This is a genomic window from Roseibium aggregatum IAM 12614 (genome assembly GCF_000168975.1).
In the GTDB taxonomy this organism is placed as follows: Bacteria; Pseudomonadota; Alphaproteobacteria; order Rhizobiales; family Stappiaceae; genus Roseibium; species Roseibium aggregatum.
Map to the genome: position 1 here is coordinate 33,520 of NZ_AAUW01000006.1, position 20,366 is coordinate 53,885.

The 20,366-nt window shown below is 59.4% G+C and carries 23 protein-coding genes; 10 read left to right on the plus strand and 13 right to left on the minus strand.

The annotated features are described in order from the left end of the window. Positions 1-81: 81 nt before the first annotated feature. The 3 genes from SIAM614_RS09315 to SIAM614_RS09325 form a co-directional block, all read right to left on the minus strand. Positions 82-264, minus strand: a complete 183-nt coding sequence (locus tag SIAM614_RS09315; protein ID WP_006933923.1) for a hypothetical protein — start codon at positions 262-264, stop codon at positions 82-84. Between the two features lie 273 nt (positions 265-537). Next, entirely contained in the window at positions 538-1,023 is a 486-nt protein-coding gene (locus SIAM614_RS09320; RefSeq protein ID WP_006933926.1) for a flavin reductase family protein, read from the minus strand. Further along, positions 1,023-2,114, minus strand: coding sequence for an LLM class flavin-dependent oxidoreductase (locus SIAM614_RS09325; protein WP_040439756.1), 1,092 nt, complete (start codon positions 2,112-2,114; stop codon positions 1,023-1,025). Before SIAM614_RS09325 ends, SIAM614_RS09320 begins: the two co-directional genes overlap by 1 nt. 120 nt (positions 2,115-2,234) lie before the next feature. Between SIAM614_RS09325 and SIAM614_RS09330 the strand changes: the two genes are divergently transcribed. Together SIAM614_RS09330 and SIAM614_RS09335 are read left to right on the plus strand one after the other, a co-directional pair. Beyond that, positions 2,235-2,765, plus strand: a complete 531-nt coding sequence (locus SIAM614_RS09330) for a winged helix DNA-binding protein (RefSeq protein WP_040439758.1) — start codon at positions 2,235-2,237, stop codon at positions 2,763-2,765. Positions 2,766-2,924: 159 nt separating this feature from the next. Further along, a complete protein-coding gene (locus tag SIAM614_RS09335) occupies positions 2,925-3,440 on the plus strand; it encodes a GNAT family N-acetyltransferase (RefSeq protein ID WP_006933930.1) in 516 nt (171 codons plus the stop codon). On the opposite strand, the gene SIAM614_RS09340 is transcribed toward SIAM614_RS09335, so the two are convergent. Further along, complete coding sequence (locus SIAM614_RS09340; protein ID WP_006933932.1) at positions 3,424-4,704, minus strand: CynX/NimT family MFS transporter; 1,281 nt, start codon at positions 4,702-4,704, stop codon at positions 3,424-3,426. The genes SIAM614_RS09335 and SIAM614_RS09340 overlap by 17 nt on opposite strands. After that, complete coding sequence (locus SIAM614_RS09345; RefSeq protein WP_006933933.1) at positions 4,701-5,378, minus strand: FadR/GntR family transcriptional regulator; 678 nt, start codon at positions 5,376-5,378, stop codon at positions 4,701-4,703. Before SIAM614_RS09345 ends, SIAM614_RS09340 begins: the two co-directional genes overlap by 4 nt. Positions 5,379-5,750: 372 nt before the next feature. Between SIAM614_RS09345 and SIAM614_RS09350 the strand changes: the two genes are divergently transcribed. Next, positions 5,751-6,584 (plus strand): hypothetical protein, encoded by an 834-nt coding sequence (locus SIAM614_RS09350; RefSeq protein WP_040439759.1) that lies wholly within the window; start codon positions 5,751-5,753, stop codon positions 6,582-6,584. 64 nt (positions 6,585-6,648) lie between these two features. On the opposite strand, the gene SIAM614_RS09355 is transcribed toward SIAM614_RS09350, so the two are convergent. Both SIAM614_RS09355 and SIAM614_RS09360 read right to left on the minus strand, forming a co-directional pair. Continuing rightward, positions 6,649-7,683, minus strand: coding sequence for an aldo/keto reductase (locus SIAM614_RS09355; RefSeq protein WP_006933937.1), 1,035 nt, complete (start codon positions 7,681-7,683; stop codon positions 6,649-6,651). Between the two features lie 16 nt (positions 7,684-7,699). Further along, positions 7,700-8,887, minus strand: coding sequence for an MFS transporter (locus tag SIAM614_RS09360; protein WP_006933938.1), 1,188 nt, complete (start codon positions 8,885-8,887; stop codon positions 7,700-7,702). 100 nt (positions 8,888-8,987) lie between these two features. On the opposite strand from SIAM614_RS09360, the gene SIAM614_RS09365 reads away from it, so the two are divergent. Both SIAM614_RS09365 and SIAM614_RS09370 read left to right on the plus strand, forming a co-directional pair. Beyond that, on the plus strand, positions 8,988-9,893 hold the full coding sequence (locus tag SIAM614_RS09365) for a LysR family transcriptional regulator (RefSeq protein WP_040439761.1): 906 nt from the start codon (positions 8,988-8,990) through the stop codon (positions 9,891-9,893). 163 nt (positions 9,894-10,056) lie between these two features. Then, entirely contained in the window at positions 10,057-10,887 is an 831-nt protein-coding gene (locus tag SIAM614_RS09370; protein ID WP_006933943.1) for a DUF3883 domain-containing protein, read from the plus strand. 108 nt (positions 10,888-10,995) lie between these two features. On the opposite strand, the gene SIAM614_RS09375 is transcribed toward SIAM614_RS09370, so the two are convergent. Beyond that, positions 10,996-12,543, minus strand: coding sequence for a COG3904 family protein (locus SIAM614_RS09375; RefSeq protein WP_006933945.1), 1,548 nt, complete (start codon positions 12,541-12,543; stop codon positions 10,996-10,998). A gap of 406 nt (positions 12,544-12,949) precedes the next feature. Here SIAM614_RS09375 and SIAM614_RS09380 point away from each other — a divergent pair, with 406 nt between their 5' ends. Then, the gene (locus SIAM614_RS09380; RefSeq protein ID WP_006933947.1) at positions 12,950-13,348 is read left to right on the plus strand and encodes a hypothetical protein; all 399 of its coding nucleotides are present in this window, start codon (positions 12,950-12,952) and stop codon (positions 13,346-13,348) included. A gap of 48 nt (positions 13,349-13,396) precedes the next feature. Here SIAM614_RS09380 and SIAM614_RS09385 read toward each other — a convergent pair whose 3' ends face one another. Further along, entirely contained in the window at positions 13,397-14,008 is a 612-nt protein-coding gene (locus SIAM614_RS09385; RefSeq protein WP_006933949.1) for a ferric reductase-like transmembrane domain-containing protein, read from the minus strand. Between the two features lie 19 nt (positions 14,009-14,027). Next, complete coding sequence (locus SIAM614_RS09390) at positions 14,028-14,516, minus strand: peptidase associated/transthyretin-like domain-containing protein (protein ID WP_006933952.1); 489 nt, start codon at positions 14,514-14,516, stop codon at positions 14,028-14,030. Between the two features lie 549 nt (positions 14,517-15,065). Here SIAM614_RS09390 and SIAM614_RS09395 point away from each other — a divergent pair. The 3 genes from SIAM614_RS09395 (at position 15,066) to SIAM614_RS09405 (ending at position 17,338) form a co-directional block, all read left to right on the plus strand. Next, the gene (locus SIAM614_RS09395) at positions 15,066-15,725 is read left to right on the plus strand and encodes a matrixin family metalloprotease (RefSeq protein ID WP_157139767.1); all 660 of its coding nucleotides are present in this window, start codon (positions 15,066-15,068) and stop codon (positions 15,723-15,725) included. A gap of 193 nt (positions 15,726-15,918) precedes the next feature. Then, positions 15,919-16,467: a PRC-barrel domain-containing protein gene (locus tag SIAM614_RS09400; RefSeq protein WP_006933958.1), complete on the plus strand. Its 549-nt coding sequence runs from the start codon at positions 15,919-15,921 to the stop codon at positions 16,465-16,467. Between the two features lie 196 nt (positions 16,468-16,663). Beyond that, positions 16,664-17,338 carry a DUF2161 domain-containing phosphodiesterase gene (locus tag SIAM614_RS09405; protein ID WP_006933959.1) on the plus strand — a complete coding sequence of 225 codons (675 nt, stop codon included), beginning with the start codon at positions 16,664-16,666 and terminating at the stop codon, positions 17,336-17,338. Between the two features lie 5 nt (positions 17,339-17,343). On the opposite strand, the gene SIAM614_RS09410 is transcribed toward SIAM614_RS09405, so the two are convergent. After that, the gene (locus tag SIAM614_RS09410; protein WP_157139768.1) at positions 17,344-17,739 is read right to left on the minus strand and encodes a VOC family protein; all 396 of its coding nucleotides are present in this window, start codon (positions 17,737-17,739) and stop codon (positions 17,344-17,346) included. Between the two features lie 181 nt (positions 17,740-17,920). On the opposite strand from SIAM614_RS09410, the gene SIAM614_RS09415 reads away from it, so the two are divergent. Continuing rightward, complete coding sequence (locus tag SIAM614_RS09415; RefSeq protein WP_006933967.1) at positions 17,921-18,628, plus strand: helix-turn-helix transcriptional regulator; 708 nt, start codon at positions 17,921-17,923, stop codon at positions 18,626-18,628. A 73-nt stretch (positions 18,629-18,701) separates the two neighbouring features. Here SIAM614_RS09415 and SIAM614_RS09420 read toward each other — a convergent pair whose 3' ends face one another. Then, a complete protein-coding gene (locus SIAM614_RS09420; RefSeq protein WP_006933969.1) occupies positions 18,702-19,415 on the minus strand; it encodes a hypothetical protein in 714 nt (237 codons plus the stop codon). A 122-nt stretch (positions 19,416-19,537) separates the two neighbouring features. Beyond that, on the minus strand, positions 19,538-20,248 hold the full coding sequence (locus tag SIAM614_RS09425; RefSeq protein ID WP_006933971.1) for a spermine/spermidine synthase domain-containing protein: 711 nt from the start codon (positions 20,246-20,248) through the stop codon (positions 19,538-19,540). Positions 20,249-20,366: the final 118 nt, after the last annotated feature.

Sequence of the window (20,366 nt, forward strand, 5' to 3'; positions counted from 1 at the left end):
CGTTCTTATTATTTTGGGCCTCAGGCCGTCGGTCGGTTCACCGGCAGGCTGGGTCAGCCTGCCGTATATGCCGGATGTGTGTCAGGAGCGACCGGCTGCTACCGATTTCGGCGGCGCCATGCCGTCGTCCGATTCCTGCCCGAAAAACGTACCGCCCAGCTGACCGCCGGCGTTGGTTTTGTCGGCGACCCGTTTGATCTTTTTCGCCTCCGCTTCAGCTTCTTCGCGAAGTTTCGGGCTGAGGTCGTTCATGGAAAGGTCCATCTGGTCCTCCTGTATCTGATGTGGGTCCACTGAAGTAACGGGTGGCAGGCAGAATGGTTCCCTATTCAGCTTCCATGGAACACGGCAAACCGGATCTTCATGAGGAAGACACGCTCTGAAACCCGCAAGAATGTGCGGCCTCCGGACGCCTTGCGGTCACAGGGGGCGTTTTCAGATCTTTTCAGGTACGAGGGGCGGAGAGACGCTTCTTCGGCAATGACCTGCCTTCTCCGCCCGCAGGCTCTCACATCAATGGCTTTGGCCGCCGAGCCCTCACAAGGGATGGAAGGCTCCGTTCCAGTAAACCAGCGCACCCTTTGACTGGTTTTGCCGGATTGCACGCACCTTGCCGATGACAATCGAGTGGGTTGCCCTGTCGATCATCTCCTCGACTTCGCAATCGAAAGCCGCCGGTGCGCCCTCCAGAAGCAGGGCCCCGGTTTCCGCCGTGCGCCAATCGGCCCCGGCATATCGTTCTGCGCCTTTGACCCCACCAAACCCGGAAAAATTCTCGGCAACCTTCCGGTGTTCCGGGCCGAGCGAAGACCACCCGAATTTCGGGTATTTCTTCAACAGAGGCCAACTGGAAGACGCCTTGTTGACACAGGCGAGCACCATCGGCGGATCGGCGCTCAGCGACATGGCCGATGTGACGAGAAGGCCGGAAATGTCCTCTCCCTCACCGACCGTGATCACGGAACAATTGCCCACCAACGCCCGCATGGCGTTGGTGAAGTCTTTGGACGGTACGGGTTCCATTACCGGATACCGGCTTCCGCAAGCAGCGGCAGAACGTTGTCGCGGAAATAGGGGAATTCCTCAACGTAATCGACAAAGGAGAGCGTCGTTCCGGCAAAGCCTGTCTCGTGCAGCTTGAGAATACCGTCGGCAACCTGCCGCGGTGTCCCGACCAGTGGGAAGCCGCCGTGACCCATGGCGAACAGGTTCTTGATCTGGGCCAGCAGATCGTGCGGAAACGACTGAGCGTGCGCAAACTGAAGATTGACCAGATTGTCCACCGCTTCCCAGTCGGCCAGATCGCCCATCAGCCGGTCTCGAAGGGCCGTCGCTTCTTCTTCTGTCTCGCGGCAGATCACGTGGCTGAAGGTCAGAACGCCGACATCGCGGCCTTTCTCAGCCGCCTGCGCCTTCAGTTCCTTGATTTCGTCAACCGAACGGCTGAGATCAATGGCCGGAGTGAACAGGTAGTCGGCGTTGTCGGTGGCAAAGGTGCGTCCGGTTGCCGAGCCTGCCGCGTTCAGGATGGGCGGGCGGCCGTTGACGGGCTTGGGGTCTCCAGCGACATGCTTCAGGTTGAAATACTTGCCCTCCCAGTCGAAATACTCCTGCGAGGTCCAGAGTTTTTCAACCACATCGAACCACTCCTGAGCGTAGCCATAGCGGGTTTCGTGATCGTCAGGCAGGGTCAGACCCAGGGCTTCGTATTCCGGCTTGTTCCAGCCGGCGACAATGTTCAGCCCCGCGCGGCCGTTGCCCACCTGATCCATCGTTGCGATCTGCTTGGCCACGACCACCGGATTGTTTGCAGCCGTATGCACCGTGGCAAACACCGTGATGTTCTTTGTCGAGGCCAGCAGCGCGGTTGCCCAGGTGATCGTCTCCAGAACGCTGCCGTGAAAGTCCGTTTCGCCGCCGTAACCGATCCAGCGAGCAATCGGCAGCATGAAGTCGATGCCGGCCTCGTCCAGCATCTGGCCGAGTTTGAGGTTGTTTTCCCAACTGTTGACCCAACGGGACGGCGATTTGGTCACCGTCATTCCGGACGAGCAGTTGGACGAAAACGTCCCGAGTTTAAAGCCGGTCTTGTCTTTCATCATATTGGTAGGCATGGATCCCCTCCATTTAGGATAGATTTTCAATTGTATTTTTTATTTAAAACTATGTGCAAAAACGCCCTTACGTCAAACGGAATCGCAGCTATATTCGAATCGAAAAACGAAGAGGACCCGATGACCGGCAAGTCGGACGATCAGAAGCTCAATTATCACTGGCACCTTTCAGAGAATGATGCGGAGGTTGTCTGCACCGAGCTGGAATTTGCCTTGATGCGCTGCTTCGAGGCGTTCGGACGCTGGCAGACCGAGTGCCTGGCCTCCGTCAGCGATGTGGGGGCGACCGGCCCGGAAAACGCGCTGCTGCATATCGTGCGCATGAACGACAGGGCCAAAAGCATCAAGGAACTGGCTCGTCTCACCAACCGGGACGACATTCCGAATATCCAGTATTCGATGCGAAAGCTCGTGGCGGCGGGGTTGATTGAAAAGCAGGGCTCGGGCCGCTCGGGTGTGACCTATCAGGCAACGCCGGAAGGCAAGAAGATCACGGATGACTACGGCGCTGTCCGCAAGCGGCTGTTGATCGAGCAGATCGCAAGTCTGCCGGAATTTGAGGCCCGCCTGAAAGAGGCGGGCCAGAGCCTGAATATCCTTGCTGGCATCTACGAAGAGATTTCCCGCATCGCCGCGACGTACCGCCGTTAATACCGGTTGCGGCACACTTCGCCTCACGCTGCGTTCCTGTCAGCTGGACTTATGACCGCCTGAACACGCAGTGTTGATCGTCTGGCAATTGAGTTGTCTTGATCGAAGCCGCAATTTTGGGTGCAAGAGGCGCTGGCCAGTTTCAGGAGACGCCAGCCCATGCCCAGATCAAGTCAGCCGATAATCGAGTTTGTGCGCCTGCCGGACATCGCTCTGGAGGACTTGGTCGCGCATATGTCCGACCCGCGTGTCGGCACCCATATGCCGCTTCTGACCTTCACCTGGGATCATGCCACCGCTGAAAATTTCGTCGCGGCCAAGGAAGCTTGCTGGCAGCGCGACGGGCTTGGACACTGGGCCTTTCTGGCAGATGGCCGCTATGTCGGCTGGGGCGGATTTCAGAAGGAAGGCGAGGATTGGGATTTCGGCCTGGTGCTGCATCCGTCAGCCTTCGGCCTCGGCATGCCGATCACCAGAATGGCGCTGGCCTTTGCCAAGGAAGACCCGCGCATTCCTTTCGTCACCTTCCTGCTGCCACCATCCCGCCGGAACCTCAGTGCACTGCGGCGGATGGGAGCCCATTTCATCGGCGAGACGGATTATGACAGCACCCGCTTCCTGAAATACCGGCTGGAAACATCAAGCCCTTCTGGCGAGGTCAGCCGGACAGCTTGATCGTCTCCACGTTGACGTGGCTCGCCTTTCCGGCAAACCAGCCGTTGATGGCAGCGCCAAGGCCAAGCGCCACGAACAGCACCGCACTCCAGGCAAAGCTTCCCGTCCAGCTCCGGATAAGTCCGACGATCAGCGGCCCGATAGCCGCAAGCGTGTAGCCGACACATTGGGCCATGCCGGAAAGCTGGGCGGCGGAATGGGAATCCTGCGTCCGCAACACGATGACCGTAAGTGCCACAGCAATCAGTCCACCCTGGCCAATACCCTGCAGAACCGCCCAGATCCAGACGGTGGACAGCGGCGCGAATTGCAGGCCGAGCAGGGCGATAACCGCTATGGCGCAAAGCGTGACGTTGATCAGCCGCTGGTCCTTGCCGCGAACAGCAAGATGCGGCGCGATCAGGCAGGCGGCAGCCTGCACCATCACCGACACCGATACGATGGCCCCGGCGGTGACGCCGTCCAGCCCGCGCGCCCGCAGGATCGGCACCAGCCAGCCGAAGACGCAATAGGCAAGGGCGGATTGCAGACCCATGAACAAGGTGACATGCCAGGCCAGCCTGTCGCCCCACATGCCTTCCACACCAAAAGTTGCGCCCCTTGCCCGCTTGCGCGTTGCCATCACCTGCGGAAACCACAGGACAGCCACCACGAGCGCCGGCACGGCCCAGATCGCAAGTGCGCCCTCGATAGAGCCGCCAAGGGCCGCTTCAAACGGAATGGTCAGTCCTGCGCCAGCGGCGGCTCCGGCGCATAGCGCCATCGTGTACCAGCCGGTCACAAGTGCGGCCTTGTCGGGAAAGTCGCGCTTGACGAGCCCGGGCAGCAGAACATTGCCAACCGCAATGCAGGCACCTGCCAGCGCCGTTCCGAGAAACAGCAGCGGCACGGAAGACGTTCCGCGCGCAGCCGTGCCAAGGGCCAGCAAAAGCACAACCGCAAGCAAGGTGCGTTCGGTGCCGATGCGGCGGGCAAGGCGTGGGGCCAGCGGCGAGAACAGGCCGAGACAGACAACGGGCAGCGTTGTCAGAAGGCTTGCACCGGTCGGTGACAGGCCGAAGCTCTCGCGGATTTCCGGCAGCAGCGCCGAGGCGCTGGAAAAGACCGGGCGCAGATTGAAGGCAATCATCACCAGGCTTGCGCCCAGCAGAAACCGCACCAGTCCGCTCTGGGCAGCCGGCTGTGGTTGTTCGGTGGAAACGTCGATGTCTTCGGCATCGATCAGTTCGATCGAGCCCGGATCGATTTCAGATGCCTTGCTCATGAGCCGAGCAGCCGCTCGAGGTCTCTCAGCACCGGGGCCATGAAGCGGCGAACGGCGGCCTCGGCCATCTCCGGATCGCCTGTCTCGATGGCGTCGACAATGGCGGCATGGGCGGCCATGTCCGGTTCCTGCAGGTCTTTTCCGAGTGTCGCCTCGATGGTCTCGCCGATCAGACCGGAGAAGAATTCGTACATGTTGACCAGCACGCTGTTTTGCGAGGCGGCAACAACGGCCCGGTGAAAGGCGAAGTCGCGATCCACGAAGCCGGCCTTGTCCTGACCATCATAGTTGCCTCGCTCAGCCAGCAAGCGGCGCAGTTCGGTGATCACCGTCGGCGTCTGGCGGTGGGCTGCCAGCCGGGCAGCCTCCGCATCCAAAGCCAGTCTGGCCTCGAACTGGTCGCGCAGGGTGGCCCGCCGCGCCATCGTCAATGGCCCGGTGGCATCCACGACCGACAGCACATAGGTTCCCGAGCCCTGCCGGGTTTCCAGATAGCCTTGCGAAACAAGCACGCGCACAGCTTCGCGCACGGTGCCGCGACTGATGGAAAGCTGCGCCGAAAGCTGAGCCTCGTTGGGCAGCTTTTCGCCCACGGACCAGCGATGGCCTACGATTTCCGCCCGGATCGCCTCTGCCGCACTGTCGACAAGGCTGGTTTTTGCCAGAGATTGCATCACAAATTACCAAATCATCAGATGACTTGATCATATGGATGTCGGCGAGGTCTGTCCATCGCTGAAATGCGGTGAGGGGGATGTCCTTCTCCGGTGCCGTCCTGGCCGAACGAAATATGTGCCGGGATCGAAGGCCACAGGATCATCGGTTTTCTCGTACTGGGTGCAGCGCCCCGCTCGAATCTTACCGGTCTAGCCCCATCAATGGGTGTGACGCCGCGCACTGGAACAATGATAAATTGTGTGACGTGGAAGACAGACGCATTCGCCGGGGACGTGGCTATTTGGCTGCACCGGCAAGCCTACGAAAGACGCCGAATACGCATACAGCTTCAGGGGCCATTGAGGGGGCCTAACCATGGGAGAGTGAATGTGGCCGAGTCTTTTTTTCTGCCTTATGAATATGTAGATTATCTCACCAAACCGGGCCTGCCGACCAGCGCCGGCCCGGTCAAGCTTTCACAATATCTGTGCAAGACCCGCTCCAATGGCGGCAACGACAGTGCGACAAGTTTTTTCAAGCAATTTCGCTGGATCAAGGACGCTGACGGCATCTCGCTGAACCAGCATCTCGGCACCAATGCCATCGATCTGGCACTCAAGGGGCAGGGAAACGACAAGACATTCATCAAGATCTGGAACTTCATGCTGAAGAACAAACATCTTCTGGATCAGTATACGGTCGAGGTCTGCGGCCGGGCCAACAAGGACGGCAGCAAGAATGTCGAGCAAAAAGGAAAGATCAAGAAGCTTTATTTTGACAAGATGTCAGACCAGGCAGCACTGCAGCAAATGGTGCAGGACCGGTTTTTCGGAATGGATTGCATCGGTTTCGTCGCCAATTTCCTGATCTATACCGGGGAGTGGGACAAATATTACGGAAACGTTCCCAAAAATTATCCGGAGAAAGTTGCCAAGATCAACATCGATGACATCAACGAGGTCAAACCGCTCGACTTCATGGTCTGGAACGGCCACGTGGCGTTGGTCGACTGGGTCTGGGATGTAATGGACGACAAGCGCGCCCGGATCGACATGTGCCAGAGCTCCAGCGGCGGCCCGCAGTGCAACGAATATGTCACCCTGCGCCGAACCGGAGGCAAGGGCCTCAAAGGCGGGTGCGAATTCACGATCGATGGCGGAACCCCGTACCCGCCTGTGCGTGGCCATTTCACCATTTGGCGGCGGGAAGGGTTCTGGTATTGAGCAGGAAGGTCCACTGGCGCGACAGGTTGATGCAGTCACCTGCCGCGCCGCTCTTCCGTGCTCTTCAGACCAGGGATGGATTGAGCTGTGCGAAAGCGTCCTGCCGCTGATAGGGAAAATGCGGATAGGGCGCAGTCCGCGTGCTTGAGGCATCAAGACGCGCAATCTGCTCGTCCGTCAGCGCCCAGCCAGTCGCCCCCAGATTGTCGCGAAGCTGCGCCTCGTTGCGCGCGCCGATGATGACCGACGCCACGGTAGGACGCTGAAGCAGCCAGTTGATTGCAACCTGCGGGACCGTCTTGCCGGTTTCTTCCGCAATCGCATCCAGGACATCGACTACCGAATAGAGCAGATCGTCCTCGACGGGCGGTCCGAAACTTGCGGTCTCATGCAATCGGCTGCCCTCGGGGATAGGGTTGTTCCTGCGGATCTTGCCTGTAAGCCGCCCCCAGCCAAGCGGGCTCCACACCATGGCGCCGAGGCCCTGGTCCGCGCCGAGAGGCATCAGGTCCCATTCGTAGTCCCGGCCGACGAGCGAATAATAGACCTGGTTGGCGACATAGCGCGGCCAGCCGTATTTCTCAGCAACGGCGAGCGATTTCATGATCTGCCAGCCGGAGAAGTTGGATACCCCGACATAGCGGATCTTCCCGTCGCGGACGAGCTGGTCGAGCGTCGACAGCACCTCCTCCACCGGGGTGAAGGCGTCGAAGGCGTGCAGTTGCAGAAGATCGATATAGTCCGTTCCAAGGCGCTTGAGTGCGGCCTCGACACCCCTGATCAACCTGAAGCGTGAGGACCCGGCCTCATTCGGCCCATCCCCCAGCGGGAGGCTCATTTTTGTCGATAGCAGCACCGCGTCGCGGCGGCCCTTGATCGCTTCGCCGAGCACTTCTTCCGAAGCGCCTTCGGAGTAATTGTCGGCGGTGTCGAACAGGTTGACACCGGCCTCAAGGCAGATGTCGACGAGGCGGCGCGCCTCTGCAACGTCCGTTGTGCCCCAATGACTGAAGAGCGGGCCGGAACCGCCGAATGTGCCGGCACCGAAGCTGAGGGCGGGAACCTTGAGCCCGGAGTTTCCAAGATAATGATAGTCCATTCTGGTGATGTCCTTTCTAGCTGGCAGTCTGGTGAGTGGAGATCGGGGAAGGGGCGTGCAGCCGCTCAATCGCGAAGGAAGCAAGCGCGATCACGATGGCGAGGAGAGGAAAACCCGCAGCGACGAGAGGCAGGTTTTCCAGTCCGGGCCCATGGGAGATGGCAATGCCGCCGGCCCAGGCCCCAAGCGCATTGCCAAGATTGAAAGCGGCGATGTTCAGGCTGGAGGCGAGGCTTTCTCCGGCGCCAACGGCCTTTGACAGAACCCAGGACTGCAGCGGAGGAACCGTTGCGAAACCCGCCACGCCGAGCAGTCCCGTCAGCACCACGGCTGCGGTCTGGTTTCCAAAGGCGGCGGACATGACGGCCAGCACGAGCGCCAGGGCTGCCATGCTGCCGATGAGCGCCGTCTTCAGTCTGATGTCGGCAAGTTTTCCGCCCAGCAGGTTCCCGGCGACCAGGCCGGCGCCAAAGATCAACAGGATGGGAGAGACCGCCGCGTCCGCAAATCCGCTGACCTGCGTCAGCAACGGGGCGATGTAGGTGAACAGGGTGAAGACACCTGCAAACCCCAGAACCGTGGTCAGGAACCCGAGCAGGACGTTTGCGCGCGTCACGGCCTTTAGATCGGCCCGCCAGCCGGATTGTGCTGTGTGCGAACGATCCGCCGGGACGAGTTGAATGAGCACCGCGAGTGCTGCCAGACCGATCAGCGTCACGGCCCAGAAGGTCATGCGCCAGCCGAATTGCTGGCCAAGCCAGGTTCCGGCTGGAACGCCGAGAATGTTGGCGAGCGTCAGCCCCGTGAACATGATGGCAATCGCGGAGGCCTGCTTGTCCTTGGCGACCATGGAGGCGGCGAAGACCGAGCCGACACCAAAGTAGGTTCCGTGAGCGAGGGCCGTGAGGATACGGGCAGCCATCAGCAGGCCGTAACTTGGCGCGAGCGCGCAGGCAGCGTTTCCGACGATGAAGATCACCATCAGGCCGACCAGTACGCGCTTTCTGTTCCAGGTCGCGGTGAAGACGGTCAGGATGGGGGCGCCGACTACCACCCCGAGGGCGTAGCCTGAGATGAGCATACCCGCCGAGGCGACCGAGACACCAAGATCGCGGCTGACCTCAAGCAGAAGACCCATGATGACAAATTCTGTGACGCCGATACCGAAGGCTCCGGCCGCCAGTGCATAAAGGGCAATAGGCATTGTGGATCTCGTCCATGACATTTCGATGGACGGAACCTAGGCAGCAATCATATCATGAACTATACGCCCGGAATGAATAAGATAAGTGAATTGAAATCATATGTCGCGTGCCAGTATTAACCGCAGCGGTGAGATGGAAGTCTTTGTCCAGGTCGTCGAACTGGGCGGGTTTTCCCATGCGGCCAGGCAACTGGCGATGACCCAGTCCGCCGTCAGCAAGCTGATTTCCCGGCTGGAGACCCGGCTCGGCGCACGGCTTTTCAACCGGTCCACACGACGTCTGGATCTGACGGCGGAAGGCTGTGTCTTTTACGAGCGCGCGAGAGAAATTCTCTCAAGTATCGATGAGGCGGAACGGCAGGCAGGGCTGGGCGAGCAGCCTGTCGGGCGCATCCGGCTGAACACGAGCGCCTCCTATGCGACCCACATCCTCGAGCGGGTCCTGCCTCTGTTCCTCGAGCAATATCCGGATATCTCTCTCGAAATCGTTCTGACCGACGCCCTGATCGACCTTCTCGCGGAGCGGACGGACGTTGTGGTGCGGGCCGGGCCGCTCAAGGATTCCAGCCTGGTTGCACGCAAGCTCGGCGAAACGCCGATGCTGATCGTCGCCTCGCCTGATTATCTTCGGCGTGCCGGGGAACCGTCCTGCGTCGCGGATCTGGCGGGACACAGGAAGATCGGGTTCACCTATCCGCGGGAAGTCGACACCTGGCGCTTTCTGCGCAACGACGAGCCGATAGCGGTCTGCCCGCCTGGCCGCGTTCAGGCTAGCGACGGCGAAGCTATCCGCCGGCTGGCAATCCATGGTCTGGGGCTGGCCCGCCTGGCCGCCTTTACCGTGCGGGACGACATCGCCGCGGGACGTCTGAAACCGGTTCTCGAAGAGTGCTACGCAGACGACAACGAAGCCTTCCACGCCGTCTACACCGGTCAGGGTGGCCCTTTGCCCGCACGCGTTCGAGTATTGCTGAACTTCCTCGCCGAACATGGCGCGGTGACCTGACGTTTGTAAGGTACGCCTATGTGGCAGCGATTGACCAAGCTACGACGTTCTAGAGGTGCATTTTCGCGAAAGTCAGCAAGATGTAACGCGCATGGAATGCGAACCGTAAGTCCTTGAAATTTCTAACATGACACAACTAACCTGCTAGACTAATCTGTCAAATATGAGTTTGGATGATTGGTCTGACACGGAGAATGACGCCGTTGTGGCGTCGTATTTCGCGATGCTCAGCGATGAGCTTGCAGGCCAATCTTATGTCAAAGCAGTCCACAATCGCCTGTTGCAAGAGCAAATCGGTCGTACCCGTGGTTCGATAGAGTTTAAGTATTGCAACGTGTCAGCGGCGGCCAAGGGATTTGGGCTCCCAATCATCAAGGGATACCAACCTCGTTTCAATTTTCAGATGGCGCTGGCCGAAGCTATTTCACGATGGTTGGCAAAACATCCAGAGTGGGAAACGGCCCTTCATAATCCTCTACACTCTGAATTGTCTGAAGCGACAACACTGTTTGTTGGAGTCGCGCCCACGCTAAGAAACACTCCTCCTCCGGAAGAAACGGAAAAATTGCAAGCCGTCGCGAGGCGCTTTGATATCGCTGGGCGCGACGAACGTAACAGGAAACTAGGTCGTGCCGGTGAAGAGATTGTTTTTCACCGAGAGCGTGCACAACTGAAAGAACTGGGCCTTGACGACTTGGCAAGACGGGTCCGCTGGACATCGCAAGAAGATGGAGATGGCGCAGGATACGATATCCTCAGTTTTTTGCCGGACGGAAGAGAGCGCCTCATTGAGGTAAAAACGACAAATGGCTGGGAACGCACGCCGTTTCATATTTCCCGGAACGAGTTAGAGGTTGCCAATGCTCGTCGCGACGACTGGTACCTCTTCCGCCTCTACGAATTTGCAAGAGGCCCGAAGGCTTTTGAGATACGGCCGCCTTTAGAGGCGCACGTGGCGCTTACCGCCACGAGTTTTCAGGCCAGCTTCGCGTGATGAAAGCGCATGGGAATTGCGAGTTATCAAATGATATTGGCGTTGCCTATATGATAGAAACCAAAACGGATCTATGAACCTGTAGAACCCGTCACGCCAAATCGTCCCCTACTTGAAACACCCCAGATGAACCTCTTCGAAATCGGTTGAGCACGCAACAAGGCTCATCAGGGATTTCTGGGCATCAGTCAGGCCGGCCGCCAGGACGGGGGCTTCGAGGCGGATGGTGGCGGTTCGGTTGCCGGAGCGGAGGGCGAGCCAGTAGTAGGAGGTGCCGTTTTCGGTGTCCTCGCCAGACCGGACCAGAATGCCCGGCTTGTCCTGACTATAGAGAATGCTGGTTCCTTCCGCCTGCTCGGCCAGCTCTTCAAAGAGCTGTGCCGGGCCGGTCTGTTCGACAATCGTCAGCCCTGCGCCAAGGTAGCTGCGCGACCAGGGTGTGGCGAACAGCGTTTCAGCCGGCCAGGGACGACTGTGGCTCGGCAGGGCAGGATCGGCGATCCTGCCTTTGGCAGTTTCGATTTCTGCCGTGACTGCAGGCGGCAGGTCGTTCAGTTTTTCATCCGGAGCCATCAGCACATGGTTGAGCGGCCCGAGCTTGATGAAGGCATCCGTCGCCCGGCCACCCCGATAGCCGAGGGCCGACCAGCCACCATCCTTTGAAGAATGAAACGATAACAGTGGCTCGAAGATCTCGCCGTCGCTGACAAGCCGGTAGAGCGACATGGTGTCGAGGGGACCGGTCTGTTTGTCATGCGGTACGCCGCAACCCGCAACGTTGAGCGGCCGGTCGGCAAGGTCGTAAAGCCGGATCCTGTCGCCCTCCGGCGTGCGGCCGTTGTTGGTGTCTTGAAGCAGTGTTGCGTCGAGCAGGCTCAACGGCTGCTCGTAGTGCAGCGCGGCAAGGCGGCTGCAGACGTTGAGGATCTGGTCCTCGAACGGGATCTCCAGAAGGGCCGGGTCGAAGCTGGGCAACTGCGCCCTGATGGCAAACAGCGCGGCAGGCGTGTCTATTTCATAAAATCCTTCCGGGCCCATGCTGATGATCCGGTCCAGAACGTGCTGACTGACCGAGTAGCGTGTCAGGTTCTTGACGATGTCGGCAATGGCAAGCCGTGTCAGCTCGAGAAGCTGACCCAACTGGCCGCTGCGGACGGCGGCCACCGCCGTGTCCTCGGTAAAATAGGGCGAGTGGAAACCAACCCGCGCACCCGGTTCGATGGTGCGGTCGACAAAGGTGCCGATGCCGCCGGTCGGCCAGAAGGACGAGCCGCCCAGAAACGCCATGGCACAGGCCGAAACGCAGGTGTCTCCGGCTTCGACCACCGTCGCGATGGTATTGTCTCTGAAAAAATCCGCGAGCTTCACCCCCGCCGAATAGGAGCCTCCCGGGCTCGCCAGCGAGACGACGGCACGCGGTCCGCCAAAGTTGTTGTTGCAGGCCGTTCCCGAACAGCGCGCGAGCTGCACAAAGGCCTCTTGCACCCGCTCGCCGTCATCGGCCCGGATCTCCCCTTCCAGCCGCAGATGCACGACCGGTGCGGCATCGCTGTAACGGAAGGAGACAAGCGTCAACTCGGCGGCGGAAGCACTCCCAACGCAGGACAGAAGCGCCTCAAACGGCAGAAGGAACCAGGCAAGCAAACGGACGGGCATGGCACATCAGGCTTTCGAAAAGGTGTAGCAACTGCACTGGTTCCCAGGACGAAATCCCTGAGGCGAGACAAGAGGCGGGCTGCTCTTTCGTTTGAAACAGAATTCTGGAAAAAACATAGCACGGGAACGGCAGTTTAGACATGGCAGGTGACGCGCTGTTCCGGCGCAAACTTAATGTTAGAATTTGCGGAAAAGCACAGGCGAGCGATGTGCGGCGCTGCCATTTCGAACTGAGTTTTTAGCCCGCGTGAAATGATGAACCTCGACGTATCCTCTCTTCGCCGGAAGCCTTTTCAGCGTGGTTGTCAACGAACTTTTACTTGTTGATTTGCGACAGGCTTCGTGACTATTTTCCTCAACGAGAAGTTTTTCATTGGTTGTATTTGATATTTTTGTTGGGGGTAGAATGGCCGGTAACCAGAATTCAGTCGACGACCCAAACAGCGTGCCCTGGTTTGATTTGTCGTGCAAAGGCCTCGGAGCCACCATTTCCAAAATTCCGCTTGCAGGGTTCGCTGCTGACATCGTTTGCGGACGGATTCAGGCGCGTGATGATTACATGAGGATCCATCCCTTGCTCATGGAGAATGTGGATCTGAAAAATCCGAACGCTCGAACGGTTCTGTATCTTTGCGAACAGATAATACGCACGGCGGAATTCGGTGCGTGCAGGCAGAATTTTCGGCGACATTACATCGATGGAAAGAACAGCGGCCCTCTGACGAACCCGCAAACAGCGTTGATCAAGAAATTGCCACAGGATCCGAAAAACATAACCTTCGGCTACTGGGCAGCGCATTTCTAGGGTTTATGAGCTGGTAAATTGAAGCCTGGCCCGCTTCGCGTGGGAGTTTCAGCTTTCCCCGCGTGAACGCCTTGCCCAGATCCTCAGGTCAACAATCACCTTCACCGTTGCAGCCACTGCCAGCGCGCAAAGTGCGGCTTTGGAGTATGTCTCCATGGTGCCTTCGATCAGCAGCGCATGAACCACGCTGCCGGCAACGATCACCATTGCCAGCAGAGTGTGCAGTCGGCGCCAGAGACGGGGAGAAAGTGCAAGGCTCCACCGGAACGCGGCAAGAAAGGCAGCGGCGAACACGGCCCACATGGCGATGACACCCCAGGCAGAAAACGGAGTCGGCGATCTGAAGAGAAGGGCGTCGATCACGTCTGGCGGACTGGTGATCCAGAGCCCACCGACATGGAGGATGATCGCCGACACCAGCAAGATACCGGTCCAGAGATGCAAGCGCCGTCCGCGCAGGCCGGAAACGCCGGGCAGATATCCTCCGGCCAGCAGCGGTTGCAGCAAGAGCAGCACCATCGCGGCGATGCCGGCAAAGCCTGCCGCAATATAGACCGGCTGGCGCCATTGCAGCAGCGGGCTTGCCGCAGCCGCGAGGATCGGCACAACAACGATGGTTGCCAGGCCAGCCCATATCAGGAAAGCACGAAGGCGGCTCATGCCGTCGGGCGGCTCCGGGTCAAGCAGGCTGAAGCACGAAATGTGCTTCCAGGCTGGTGTCGGCGGAGCTTTTCATCACCGGCCGCAGAAACACGGTTTCGAACTCTCCGCTATCATAGGCCAGGTGCCCGTGGGGTTGCCCGAAAGCCGGAACGATCTGGGGCATTTCCAGTCGGAAGACGCCATTGGCATCGGTAAGCGTTGCACCATGGCTGCGCTGGTCGCGCTCGTGACCTTCGGTCGTATGTGCCCATATCTGTATGCGCTGTCCGGCCAGCGGCGCTCCGTCGCCCGCGCGCCGCACGGTGCCGGTCATCCAGAAGCCGCCGCCGCCGATCCTGTCGACAATCGGTGCACCGGGCCGGTAGTTGTTGGACCCGCCTCGCATGGAAGGTGTTGGTGCCAGCCCGTTTGAGCGGGCCGGGACACTCCAGCCGGAGACGCCTGTCACCAGAAAGGCGCTTCCGGTGAGGAGCAGGGTGCGGCGGGTCATGAGGCCGGTTGTCATCATCGATCTCCTGTCGGGCGTTTGGGCCCGGGTTCTTCTGGAAAACCGGGCGCGTCCGATACATCAGTATAGGGTGCTTCCGGGCATTTCCGAGGCGTTCGGCCCGCTCATGCCGCGCGTCGCGCTCACACCTGCGTGAGCGAACTGCGTCATTGTGCGGAGGCCGGACTGTTGTAATTTTTCAATCAACTCAACTTTTCTCGGGATTTCGTGTCCGCATGGGGGTTTTCCGGATTTTCTTCGCCGCCAATGTGACGTAACGTTCGGGTCAGATGCAGAGAGCCGAGAGTTGCCTTGATGTTGGCTCCTGGACGCAGGCATGAAAGCCTGCTCAAGGCGCGGTAAAGCTGCCGCATTGTAAACTGATCCAGGACGCGGCCTTGGCGTTACGGTCAGCAGTCTTGCCCGACCCTTGAACGACCAAAGAGTGAGACATTGAAGACCGGCTTCATTTTCCTCATCGCTGCACTTGTGACTTTTTGTTCATTGGTTCCCTCGCTGGCTGGCAATGCTGCAGGTTTTGCCCCGCTCAAGCTGGAAGGGAACCTCGTGAAATGGGGAAAGGCAGAGCTCGGTACGCCGGCGCACGTGACCTATGCCTTTGTCCAACAGCCCATCGTGCAGGAGAAAGCACGAAATTGCGGGGCGATGGACAGTCTGGCGCGCCTTGCGCGTTTGAGTTCCCTGGGCCTTGAAGACGTCCGGCGTCAGGCATCGCTCGCCTTCCAGCTTTGGCAAAATGTCAGCGGGCTCACCTTCGAAGAGATCGCGGATGTGAACGCGGCAGATATTCTGCTGGGCGTGCAGTCCATTCCAAGGGGATTTGCATTCACCAATGTCAGGTTTCATTCCGACCTTGCAGAGCGTCCGAATTCGGATGTGACAGACGTTTCGGACCGGGGGCTCGGAAAACCCGGTCAGCAATCGGAAGCAAGGACAGGTGTCACGGCGGCGGTCAAGCTTGCCCGGATCACCAGGTCTGCCGTTTGTCTCAATCCGGTCCACAAGTGGAAGATCGGCTTCGATGGTGATTTGAAGACCTACGATTTGCGATACACTTTTGCCCATGAAATCGGTCATGCGATCGGCCTTGATCATTACCTTCGCAAGAGCTCGATCATGCACTTCAAGTACCGGGAAACCTTCGAGGGTCTGCAGCCGAGTGACATTGAGGGAGCGCGGTGGCTGTACGGCGCCCGCATAGATTGAATTCATCATCAAATTGACACGTTTAGCGGGTATGTCCTGCTGGGTGAAATCATTTAACATATTGATATTTAATAGAAAAATTTCTCAGACCTTTGCCCGAAAAGGTCAATTTTGCTTCCTATCTGTTTGTCTACGCATCGGTGAGGGTGAACAAAATGTCTGCTCTGCCGGCGCGACAACAAGGGAGTGAAACATGAACTGCAACATCGTTCCGGCTACATTTGCCGCCCTGGCGCTGTCGCTCAGTCCCGCGCTGGCGCAGGAGACCTCTCAACCCCGCGAAGCAGACCCGATGGTCCAGGACACAATGCCCGAGGGCGATGCGCCTGAGATTTCGTTTGAAGGCGTGACCCCCTTCATTACCCAGCAGGAATTCGGGCATTGGCTTTCCAGCAACCTGATCGGTCAGGAAGTCACCAATCCGGCTGGCGAGACGATCGGCGAGGTGGCTGCACTTGAAATCGATGACGAAGGCAAGGTCGTCGGTGTCGTGATCGAGGCAGGAGGATTTCTGGGCCTCGGCACCAAGCTTATCGGCGTTCCCTATGATGCGGTCGAGCACAGCAAGGTAGAACCGGGTGATCAGAAGCTGGTGATCAAGGCCTCTCTGGATGAGATCGATGCAGCGCCCGAGTTTCTGACCTCGCTGCAGATGCGTCAGGCGGAAGAAGCCGCAAAGGCACGGCAGGAGGCTGAACAGTTGAATGTCCCTGCAGTGGCTGAACCCCAGACGGCGCAATAGCAATAAGCGCATGCGTTCCGCATCGGAGCGCGCCAGGAACAGGCGGACCGGATCCCGCAATGTGGTCCGGTCCGTTTAAGGTGGCAGCCTTCCGGCTCCGTCCTGTCGGATCCACTGCGCATCTATTCCTTGGATTTCGCGCGGCGCCCCTTGCCGGATTATTGCCCGGCCGCTGCATCGAACGTAGGATGCAGCCATGGGGCGCATTCTGGAAACCGAGCTCTACCCGCCGGTCAAAGCTCTTCTTGTTGCACAGGGTTACGAGGTAAAGGCCGAGGTCGGTTCGGCCGATATCGTCGCGTGCCGCGATGGTGCGGACCCGGTGATCGTCGAACTCAAGACCGGGTTCACCTTGAGCCTGTTTCATCAGGCGGTCGTGCGCCAGTCCGTGACCGACGCGGTCTATGTCGCAGTTGCCAGGGGCACGGGCCGGCAGTTCCTCCAGTCCCTGAAGAAAAACCTGCAGCTTGCCCGAAGGCTGGGCCTCGGTGTGATCACGGTCAGATTGCCGGATGGCGTTGTCGAGGTGCACCTGGATCCGGCGCCTTTCACCCCGCGCAAATCCAAGACGAGGAAAGATCGGCTCCTGCGGGAGTTCGCCCGCCGGGTCGGTGATCCGAACACCGGCGGTTCGACGCGCACCACCCTTGTGACAGCCTACCGCCAGGACGCGATCCGCTGCGCCGAACATCTTTCCCTCAACGGCCCCAGCCGCGGCGCGGATGTTGCCAGGGCAACCGGCGTTGCCACGGCAACCCGCATGATGGCCGACGATCACTACGGCTGGTTCGAAAGGGTCGAAAGAGGCATCTACGCCCTGACGCCCAAGGGACTGGCGTCTCTGAGCACCCCGGAAGAAGCCTCCGAGTAGCTGTTCTAGAGCCCGTCGATCGGCGTGTTGAGCGAATAATATTCGAGAATGTTGCCATCCGGGTCGGTGACCTTGAACAGACTGATCGGCCCTTCGCTGATCAGGCCCGGTGCCTTCAGCGCATCGGGGGCGATTGTCTCGACATGCTGAAGGGCCGCCTGAATGTCGTCTACCTTCAGATAGGGCACAGTGTTGCCGCAGAGCTTCGCATCCGGCGCGAAGGTCTGTTTCGAAATGACGGCGAACAGGCCCCCCGCCACATCGAAACCGATCAAGACATCCGTCTCGATTTTCGGCGCTGTGCCGAAGATCGCTCCATAGAACTCCCTGGAGCGTTTCAGGTCGCTGGACAGAACATAGACGCCAAGTCTTTGAACGGTTGCTGCTTGTGAAGTCTTCATGTCTGTCTCCTGCGCATGAAGCGCTGTTCCGCTAGTCAGAAAAAGGATCGCAAGGATCCTCAAGAGGTGTTTTGTCAGGTTTCGGGTCATGGTCTCCGAACGCTTCCAACTCTGGTGTCCGGGTCCTATAAAGGCCCCCTGCTGACACCGTGTTGGCAGCATTGTGCCGGGGAGACGGGCCATGCGGCGCGCAGACAGACTGTTTGAAATCATCCAGATCCTGCGCCGGGTGCGCCGGCCGGTGTCGGCGCAGGCGATCGCGGACGAGCTGGAGGTTTCCAAACGTTCGGTCTATCGCGACATCGCCACCTTGACCGCGCAGCGCGTGCCGATCCGGGGGGAGGCCGGGGTCGGCTATGTTCTGGAAGAGGGCTTCGACATGCCGCCCCTGATGCTGACAGCCGAGGAAATCGATGCTGCGGTTCTGGGCGCCTTGTGGGTTTCCACCCGTGCCGAGCCGGACCTTGCCAGGGCAGCGGAGAACCTGATCGCCAAGATCGAGGCCATCACGCCCAGGCCCTTGCGCCGCCACATTGCGGCCGCCGCGATGAGCGTGCGGCCTGTTGGCCCGGCAACCGAGGACAAGGTTGATGCAGCCATGCTGCGGCAGGCCATTCTGGAAGGCCGAAAGGTGTCGCTGGGGTACCGCGATGGAGACGGTAAGGAAAGCCAGCGGGTGGTCTGGCCCGTGTTGCTGGGCTACCGGGACGAAGGCCGCATCCTTGCCGCCTGGTGCGAGCTGCGCCAGGGCTTCCGCTATTTCCGAACCGACCGCATGACCTTTGCCGAGGCTCTGGATCAACGCTATCCGGAAAGCCGCGGCTCGTTAAAAGAACGTTGGCGGAAGGCCATGGATGCCGAGCGGGAAAGCTATTTCCCGCGCGGCTGATTGCTCCCTTCCTCACGCGTAAACTCCGTCTTTTTCAGGTCTTCGATCGGTTGCCGGAAAAAGACGATGTCGTTCAGTTCTCGGGTCGAAACTTTGATAGATATAAAATGTACTCGGCAGGGAGATAGCACTCTACCATGCCATGGCACGTCGATAGTTTTTGTTCGGTCAGGGTGCCCTTTGGGAAAAGATGACTTAATTCCCGAACGATCGATTTCGAGAGATCTCTTCCTTCTTGTGATTGCGAAAACACATAGAGACGCGATGAACACGAGGCCGCAACTGCCTGGCGGTCGTAGGTGACGTAGACGCAGCTGTCTTCGGTATGCTTCTCCGTTGCTTCGACAGCGGACCGGAGCTCGGCAAAGGCGTCGCTTTCCCAGTTGGACATGACTTGCTGCAAGGAAACGCGTCCTTGTGAGTAGCCGGCCTGATTGACGATAAAGGCTCGTGTCGCCCACCGTTGGGCTGAGACTGAGTCAAGGCAACCGGCCTCCTGGGTGAATTCCGTCTTTTTCAGGTCTTCGATCGGCTGCCGAAAAAAGGCGATGTCGCCCAGGATCTGCTGCTTGCGCTGGGAGCTGGATCCCGCCCATCCACTGTCTTCCTGTTTTTTGACGAATGCGAGGTAGCGATCCAGGGCCTGCTGGTGTTTCTCCAGCGCCGTGTGAACAGCCTCTTGTTCCAGGCGGATTTTTTCGCGGCAAAAGCTAAGGGCATCCTCAGGCTGAGCGAAGGCAGGAAGGCTCGTTAGAAATATTAGTGCGATAAAAATTCTTGCTAGCATATCTCGAGTTTAATCGGCGGTTGAGGTTCAGGCGACAGATCTTTGTCCCGGTGTTGGCGATCATCGATATCTTGTTATCGCGGTGGTGCAGCGTTTCTGTGTTCCAAGAGCGCGTAAGCAACTCACCCCTTGCGCCCCAGATAGACCGCCTGGGTCACCTCGCGCCCGTCCTGCAAGGGGTTTGCAAACACCACCGGCTCGGCCCAGGCCTCGTCAAACGCCTGGCCAAGCAAGGCCGTGATGGCCTCGTCCGGTGCCTCATCAGACCACAGCCCGACGATCCCACCGGGCTTCACGAACCGCTGGACGGAGCGCAGGCCTTCGGGCGTGTAAAAGCCTTTGGATCCGCCATGCAGCAGACGTTCCGGGGTGTGGTCGATGTCGATCAGAAGCGCGTCATACTGGCGGCCGGGCTGGTCTGCATCGAAGCCGTCTTCCGAGGCGGCCATGGCGAAGAAATCGCCCTGCACCAGCCGGCAGCGCGGGTTGTCGGCAAGCTCGGTTTTCATCGGCACGAGACCTTCCTCATGCCAGCGGATCACGGGTGCCAGGAGGTCAACCACGGTAAGGTCGGCAACCCTCTCATGGGCCAGGACGGCCCGCGCGGTATAGCCAAGCCCTAGTCCGCCCACCAGCACGTCCAGCTTGTCGCCGCTGAGGGCCGCAAGCCCCTTGTCCGCCAGCGCGATTTCCGACGCGGTGAACAGGCTCGACATCAGGTGTTCCTCACCAAGGAGGATTTCGAAGACGTCGGTCTTCAGGGCCAGGATATGCCGGCGGCGCAGGGATATCGCGCCGATCGGTGTCGGGGCGTAGTCCAGTTCTTCAAACATAGCACTCATCCGGGCACCGTGACCGGTCGGCGCCGTTTTGGAAAGGGATGATTTCAGCTGAGCCGGCGAAATATTCCACGCCCGCACAACGGCAAGGCGGTAGCGCCTTCAGCCGGCG

Excerpts from the sequence above, each read along its gene's own strand:
- SIAM614_RS09315 (WP_006933923.1), bottom strand. The coding sequence starts at position 264 with ATGGACCTTTCCATGAACGACCTCAGCCCGAAACTTCGCGAAGAAGCT.
- SIAM614_RS09320 (WP_006933926.1), bottom strand. The coding sequence starts at position 1,023 with ATGGAACCCGTACCGTCCAAAGACTTCACCAACGCCATGCGGGCGTTG.
- SIAM614_RS09325 (WP_040439756.1), bottom strand. The coding sequence starts at position 2,114 with ATGCCTACCAATATGATGAAAGACAAGACCGGCTTTAAACTCGGGACG.
- SIAM614_RS09330 (WP_040439758.1), top strand. The coding sequence starts at position 2,235 with ATGACCGGCAAGTCGGACGATCAGAAGCTCAATTATCACTGGCACCTT.
- SIAM614_RS09335 (WP_006933930.1), top strand. The coding sequence starts at position 2,925 with ATGCCCAGATCAAGTCAGCCGATAATCGAGTTTGTGCGCCTGCCGGAC.
- SIAM614_RS09340 (WP_006933932.1), bottom strand. The coding sequence starts at position 4,704 with ATGAGCAAGGCATCTGAAATCGATCCGGGCTCGATCGAACTGATCGAT.
- SIAM614_RS09345 (WP_006933933.1), bottom strand. The coding sequence starts at position 5,378 with ATGCAATCTCTGGCAAAAACCAGCCTTGTCGACAGTGCGGCAGAGGCG.
- SIAM614_RS09355 (WP_006933937.1), bottom strand. The coding sequence starts at position 7,683 with ATGGACTATCATTATCTTGGAAACTCCGGGCTCAAGGTTCCCGCCCTC.
- SIAM614_RS09360 (WP_006933938.1), bottom strand. The coding sequence starts at position 8,887 with ATGCCTATTGCCCTTTATGCACTGGCGGCCGGAGCCTTCGGTATCGGC.
- SIAM614_RS09365 (WP_040439761.1), top strand. The coding sequence starts at position 8,988 with ATGTCGCGTGCCAGTATTAACCGCAGCGGTGAGATGGAAGTCTTTGTC.
- SIAM614_RS09370 (WP_006933943.1), top strand. The coding sequence starts at position 10,057 with ATGAGTTTGGATGATTGGTCTGACACGGAGAATGACGCCGTTGTGGCG.
- SIAM614_RS09375 (WP_006933945.1), bottom strand. The coding sequence starts at position 12,543 with ATGCCCGTCCGTTTGCTTGCCTGGTTCCTTCTGCCGTTTGAGGCGCTT.
- SIAM614_RS09380 (WP_006933947.1), top strand. The coding sequence starts at position 12,950 with ATGGCCGGTAACCAGAATTCAGTCGACGACCCAAACAGCGTGCCCTGG.
- SIAM614_RS09385 (WP_006933949.1), bottom strand. The coding sequence starts at position 14,008 with ATGAGCCGCCTTCGTGCTTTCCTGATATGGGCTGGCCTGGCAACCATC.
- SIAM614_RS09390 (WP_006933952.1), bottom strand. The coding sequence starts at position 14,516 with ATGACAACCGGCCTCATGACCCGCCGCACCCTGCTCCTCACCGGAAGC.
- SIAM614_RS09400 (WP_006933958.1), top strand. The coding sequence starts at position 15,919 with ATGAACTGCAACATCGTTCCGGCTACATTTGCCGCCCTGGCGCTGTCG.
- SIAM614_RS09405 (WP_006933959.1), top strand. The coding sequence starts at position 16,664 with ATGGGGCGCATTCTGGAAACCGAGCTCTACCCGCCGGTCAAAGCTCTT.
- SIAM614_RS09410 (WP_157139768.1), bottom strand. The coding sequence starts at position 17,739 with ATGAAGACTTCACAAGCAGCAACCGTTCAAAGACTTGGCGTCTATGTT.
- SIAM614_RS09415 (WP_006933967.1), top strand. The coding sequence starts at position 17,921 with ATGCGGCGCGCAGACAGACTGTTTGAAATCATCCAGATCCTGCGCCGG.
- SIAM614_RS09420 (WP_006933969.1), bottom strand. The coding sequence starts at position 19,415 with ATGCTAGCAAGAATTTTTATCGCACTAATATTTCTAACGAGCCTTCCT.
- SIAM614_RS09425 (WP_006933971.1), bottom strand. The coding sequence starts at position 20,248 with ATGTTTGAAGAACTGGACTACGCCCCGACACCGATCGGCGCGATATCC.